Source organism: Acidisoma sp. L85, assembly GCF_009765865.1.
Taxonomy (GTDB): Bacteria; Pseudomonadota; Alphaproteobacteria; order Acetobacterales; family Acetobacteraceae; genus Acidisoma.
Genome location: NZ_LMUQ01000075.1, coordinates 45,274 through 51,033, shown reverse-complemented (window position 1 = coordinate 51,033; position 5,760 = coordinate 45,274). Strand labels below are relative to the sequence as shown.

5 protein-coding genes are annotated in these 5,760 nt (G+C 66.8%); 4 read left to right on the top strand and 1 reads right to left on the bottom strand.

Going from position 1 to position 5,760, the window contains the following annotated elements; translation table 11 throughout:
- The coding region (locus GSQ83_RS30145) for an alpha/beta family hydrolase (RefSeq protein WP_371418077.1) at window positions 1-261 on the bottom strand (261 nt) is incomplete at its 3' end.
- A gap of 221 nt (window positions 262-482) precedes the next feature.
- Here GSQ83_RS30145 and GSQ83_RS25685 point away from each other — a divergent pair.
- The 4 genes from GSQ83_RS25685 to GSQ83_RS25670 all read left to right on the top strand — a co-directional run.
- On the top strand, window positions 483-716 hold the full coding sequence (locus GSQ83_RS25685; RefSeq protein ID WP_158805728.1) for a hypothetical protein: 234 nt from the start codon (window positions 483-485) through the stop codon (window positions 714-716).
- A 9-nt stretch (window positions 717-725) separates the two neighbouring features.
- A complete protein-coding gene (locus GSQ83_RS25680; RefSeq protein WP_158805727.1) occupies window positions 726-1,445 on the top strand; it encodes an ImuA family protein in 720 nt (239 codons plus the stop codon).
- The gene (locus GSQ83_RS25675; protein WP_158805726.1) at window positions 1,442-2,944 is read left to right on the top strand and encodes a DNA polymerase Y family protein; all 1,503 of its coding nucleotides are present in this window, start codon (window positions 1,442-1,444) and stop codon (window positions 2,942-2,944) included. Before GSQ83_RS25680 ends, GSQ83_RS25675 begins: the two co-directional genes overlap by 4 nt.
- A partial coding sequence (locus GSQ83_RS25670; protein WP_158805748.1) for an error-prone DNA polymerase occupies window positions 2,941-5,760 on the top strand: 2,820 nt, incomplete at its 3' end. The genes GSQ83_RS25675 and GSQ83_RS25670, both read left to right, overlap by 4 nt.

Below are 5,760 nucleotides of genomic sequence, written 5' to 3'. Positions count from 1 at the left end.
CGCTCGAACCGTTCGATGTGCCAGAGCCGGGCTATCAGGCCGCCGCGAGCCTCGCTCCATGTAAGGAAATTGGTAGCGAAGCGTCGCGATATTCCGCTCAGCAAGACCGTCGGCAACCGCCGCCATGAAGGAATGGGTCATGCCCGCCCCCGCACCATGCGCCATGACGTAGCAGGCCCGCGCATTGGAGGGCGCCTGCAGGATGCCCGAAACGGTGCAGCTCTCGTCGACTGCGATTGTCAAAGCGGTTGCCCGCGTCATCGCCTTCATCCTCTCGCCTGGGCCATGCGCCCGGATTGTTTACCATTCCCTTGGGGATGCGCCGTATCGCGCCGAGACAGCGGTTGAAGCGATTGAATCTGCTGGATTCGACCCACAGGCCTGAAGCCACGGCCCGGGCGACGGCCGCAGGCATAGCGCTGCCGCCACGTCAATCGATTCTTGTTCTTGTTTCGTTCTCCTTCGCCGCCTAGCTTGCCCGCATGCCCGACGACCATCAGCCAGACCCTGACGCTGCCGATCTCACCGCCGCCACCGCGGAGGAGATCGCGGCCGTCTTGTCCTATGCGCTGCGTTACGATGAGCGCGGCAAGCCGCGTCGCAGCGGCTGGGATTTCGCCGCCGGGATGGCGGCGGAGCGTCTGACGGAGCACCTGCGTCGATCAGGCTACATCGTGATGCGCGCCCGCCCCGGCCGCCCCCACTCCGCCGGTTAGGCAGATGGAATGGCAGACCTCGCGCTTCGAAAGGATCATCAAGCGGCCCTCTTAGAACTTCGGAGCACCGTCGCGCGCCTGGAGCGCGGGACGGTCGTGACGGAGAGCGAGACCATCTCCCTCTGCCCACCCATCGACCGGCTACTGCCTGCCGGGGGCTTGGCCCGCGGGGCTTTCCACGAGGTATTGGCTGCGGACACCGGCGCCGCCACGGGCTTTTGCGCGTTTGTCCTCGGCAAGACAGCGGGACCAGTCATCTGGATTGGCACCGAGCCGGACATCTGGCCTGCGGGTGTTGCGGAATTTGGTCTCTCGCAGACGGACCTCATTTTCGTCGCAGCGAAGCACGCCAAGGACGCCCTTTGGGCCTTCGAAGAGGCGCTGAGATCACCGGGCGTGGCGGGCGCCGCCCTCGTTCTCGAGGGGCCGCCACCCGACCTGATCGCTGCCCGGCGACTTCAGCTCGCGGCCGAGAGCGGTGGCGGTATCGGCTTACTCGTCTTGCCCGACACGGATCTCGTGCCGCCCTCCGCCGCCAGGAGCCGTTGGCGGGTCGGAGCTGCCAAAGCCGATCCGTCCGACAACCCCTCCTGGCGTCTCGATCTCTTGCGGGCCTCCGGCGGACGACCAGCGGCTTGGGCGGTCGTCTGGGATCGGCAAAAGCAGGTGCTCGTCTCGGCGTGCGACTTAGGCCAAGAGCCAGAGCCGGCTGGGCTTGGCGCCGCATGAAGCGCCGACGCTTTCTCGTTCTGTATCTGCCGCAAGTTGCGACCGACCGCATCCGGCAGAAGGAGCCGGAGCTTGCCGGCGTCCCCATTGCGGCCTGGGACACCCAGGGCAATCGTCGCTTGCTGACGAGCGTCGATGCGCCCGGCACCACGCTGCACGTGGGACAAGCCCTCGCGGACGCGCAGGCGATGCATCCCGAGTTGGTGCTGCGCCCAGCCGATCCTGACGCAGACAGGGCGTTTCTGGAGCGGCTTGCTCTCTGGGCTGTCAGGTTCACGCCGATCGCTGCGGTCGATCCTCCGGACGGTCTAGTGCTGGACGTAACCGGCTGCACCGAGCTCTTTGGCGGCGAAGCGGCCTTGTTGCGCCAAGTCAGCAACAGCCTCCAGCGTGGCGGCATCGCTGCCCAAGCCGTCATCGCGGGCATTGCGGAGGCCGCTGCTGCCTTGGCGCGCGCCGGGCATCACACCCGGATCGTCGCGGCCGGAGATGAGACCGCCGCCGTCGCGCCGCTGCCGCTTGGCGCGCTGCGGCTGTCGCAGGACTGTATCACCAGCCTGAACCGTCTCGGCTTGCAGCAGATCGGCGAACTCCTGCGCCAACCCCGCGGCCCGCTGTCGCGCCGCTTCGGCCGCCCGGTGATGGATGTGCTCGACGGGCTGACAGGTGATCGCCCCCGCTCACTCTCGCCCGTTCGGCCGCCGCCGGTCTTCGTGCAAGCCGTCAACTTCCTGGAGCCGATCGTAACCCGGCCGGCGATCGATCGCGCCTTAGAGGCGCTGCTCGCACCACTGTGCCGCACCTTGGCGGAGGCCGATCAGGGCGCGCGGGAAGTGACCCTGCGCGCCTTCCGGGTCGACCGCGAGGTGCAAGAAATCACCATCGGGACGGGTCTGCCGACGCGTGTCCCTGTCCATCTCCGCCGCCTCTTCGCGAACGAGTTGGAGCGCCTGCAGCCTGATCTTGGCTTCGAGCGCATGACGCTCGAGGCCGGGATCACCAATGATATGGCCGGCTCGCAAAATATGATGGCCACAGGTGGACCGGCGGAGGCCACCCGGGCCGAGGCCTTGGCGCAGTTGCTCGACCGCCTGTCGCAACGACTGCCGGTGTGGCGTCTTGCCCCTGGCGAAAGCCATTGGCCCGAACGTTCAGCGGTGCGCGTCGGACCCTTCGAAGCCGTGCCCGATGCGCCGCGTCGCTCGCAACTGCCAGCACCCGTGCGCCTTCTAAAACGGCCCACCCCGCTCATGGTCATGGCCGTGGTGCCTGACGGACCGCCGGTGCAACTGCGGCTGAACGGTGCTGTCCAGCAGATTGCCTGGTCTGACGGACCGGAGCGGATCGAGCGTGAATGGTGGCGCGATCCGGAGGACTGCAGCTATCGGGACTACTACCGCGTCGAACTGGCCTCCGGCACGCGCCTCTGGATCGGCCGCACCGCCGCACTGCGCCCCGACCGCCCTGCCCGCTGGTTTCTGCATGGATATTTCGCATGACCATCGCTTTCGCGGAGGTCGGCGCGCGCACAAACTTCACGCTGCTCGACGGCGCTTCGCACCCCGCTGAGATGGTGGCGACCGCCGCCGTGCTCGGGCATGCCGGCATCGGCGTCTGCGACACCAACAGCCTGGCGGGTGTGGTGCGCGCGCATGTCGCGGCCAAGGACGTCGGCATCCGCTTCATCGTGGGGACACGGTTGGTGCTCGACGACGGCGCCAGCTATCTGGCCTGGCCGACCGATCGCGAAAGCTATGGCCGGCTGACCCGCTTTCTGTCGCTCGGCCGCATGCGCGCACCGAAAGGCGAATGCCAACTCACCCGCACCGAATTGCTCGACCATGCGGAAGGCTGGGTGATGGCGGCCATCCCGCCCGCCTTGCCGGATGCCGCCTTTGCCGCGCGTCTCAAGGCCGATGCGCGCGACCTCCGCAAGCGCCTAGCGATGCCGCTGCTCTGCTCCGCCCCCGTCACCTATGACGGCGCCGATCGCCATCGTTTGAACCTGCTGAGCCGCATGACGACCGCCGCCAAGTCCGGGCTCCTGGCCACGACGGACCCCCGCTACCACCATCCCGATCGTCGCCGCCTCGCGGACGTGTTGACCGCGATCCGCCTCGGCGTGCCCGTCGATCGCATCGGCTTCGCGGCCGACCGGAACGGCGAGCGTTGCCTCAAGACCGCTCATGAAATGGGCCGGCTCTTCGCCGCCCATCCGGACGCCCTGGCCAACACGATCCGCATCCTCGATGCCTGCTCGGGCTTCTCGCTCGATCAGCTCAGGCACGAATATCCGGAAGAGATCCTGGAGCCCGGCCGCAAACCGCTGGAGACGCTGACCAACCGCGTCTATGAGGCCGCTGCGCTCCGCTGGCCAGACGGTGTTCCGGACGACATCCTGACGCGGGTTGCGCACGAGCTGCAGCTGATCCAGGAGCTGGAATACGCGCCCTATTTCCTGACCGTCCACGAGATGGTGCTCTTTGCCCGATCGCGCGGCATCCTCTGCCAGGGGCGCGGATCGGCCGCCAATTCGACCGTTTGCTATGTGCTCGGGATTACGGCCGTTGATCCTTCCAAGCACGATCTGCTCTTCGAACGGTTTGTCTCCGCCAGCCGCAATGAGCCGCCCGACATCGATGTCGATTTCGAGCATGAGCGGCGCGAGGAGGTCATTCAGCATATCTACGATCGCTATGGTCGCAATCGCGCCGCGATCGTCGGCACCGTCATCCGCTATCGCGGTCGCAGCGCCATCCGCGAGGTCGGCAAAGCGCTCGGGCTATCGGAGGACGTGACCGGCCGGCTAGCCAAGGCCAGCTGGGGACCGGGCCGTGATGACGGCCTGAAGGAGCTTGCGGCCCAGGAGGGGCTGGACCTCTCCGATCGCCGGCTCGGGCTCGCCTTGGAACTGGCCGCGGAAATCCAGGATTTTCCGCGTCATCTTGCGACCCATGTTGGCGGCTTCGTCATGAGCCGCGGTCTGCTCACCGAAATGGCGGTCGTGGGTAACGCCGCGATGGCGGGCCGGACGGTTTTGGAATGGGACAAAGACGACGTTGACGCACTCAAGCTGCTCAAGGTCGATATTCTGGCCCTCGGCATGCTGTCCTGCCTGCGACGTGGCTTCGATCTGCTCCGCCGCCATCATCGGCTCGATTACGACCTTGCCGGCGTCCCACGGGATTGCGAAGCGACCTACGCCATGCTGCGGCGGGCGGATTCCCTTGGGGTGTTCCAGGTCGAAAGTCGGGCGCAGATGGCGATGCTGCCGCGCCTTCGGCCGAGCAAATTCTACGACCTGGTTGTGCAGGTGGCTATCATCCGCCCGGGCCCGATCCAAGGCGATATGGTCCATCCCTATCTGCGCAGGCGTTGGAATCTCGAGGAGCCGGTTTATCCGGGCCCCTCCCCTCAGCATGGCGATCCGGACGAACTGAAAAAGGTCCTCGGCCGCACGCTCGGAGTTCCACTCTTCCAGGAACAGGCGATGCGCGTGGCGATTGTCGCCGCCGGCTTTACGCCGAGTGAGGCCGACCAGCTTCGACGGGCCATGGCGACCTTCAAGCACACGCAGGGTGTTGGTGTTTATCACGAGCGGCTCGTCGGCGGCATGGTGCGACGGGGCTACGATCCCGAGCTCGCGGAGCGGGTGTTCAAGCAGATCGAGGGCTTCGGCTCCTATGGCTTTCCCGAGAGCCATGCAGCGAGCTTTGCCCATCTCGCCTATGCCTCCTCTTGGCTCAAATGCCACCACCCGGCGGTCTTCGCGGCGGCGCTGCTCAACAGCCAGCCGATGGGCTTCTATGCGCCGGCGCAAATCGTCGGTGACGCGAAGAAGCACGACGTCGAGGTCCGGCCCGTCGACATCAACGCGAGCGACTGGGATTCGACGCTTGAGCCGGAGATACAGAGCGCTGACCAGCACGCCTTGCGCTTGGGCCTGCGGCTGGCGACGGGGCTTACGGAAGAAGAGGGCCGGTTGATCGTGAAGGTCCGACGGTCCGGCAATGGCTCGCCGTACGGGTCCGTGGAGGAAGTAGCGCGCCGCACGGGCGTCAGCCGCAAAGCCATCGAAGCCCTGGCTGAGGCCGACGCCTTTGCGAGCCTGGGCGCCAGCCGCCGGTCCGCCATGTGGGACGCCAAGGCGATTGAACGCGACGTGCCGCCTCTGCTGAGGCTGGCCGACTACGCACTCGGGGAGCCAGGACTCATCAACGAGGCCGCCCCCGCCTTGCCGGCCGAGGCAGCAGGACAAGCGATCGTGCTCGACTACGCCGCTACAGGACTGACGCTGCGGCAGCATCCCCTCGCC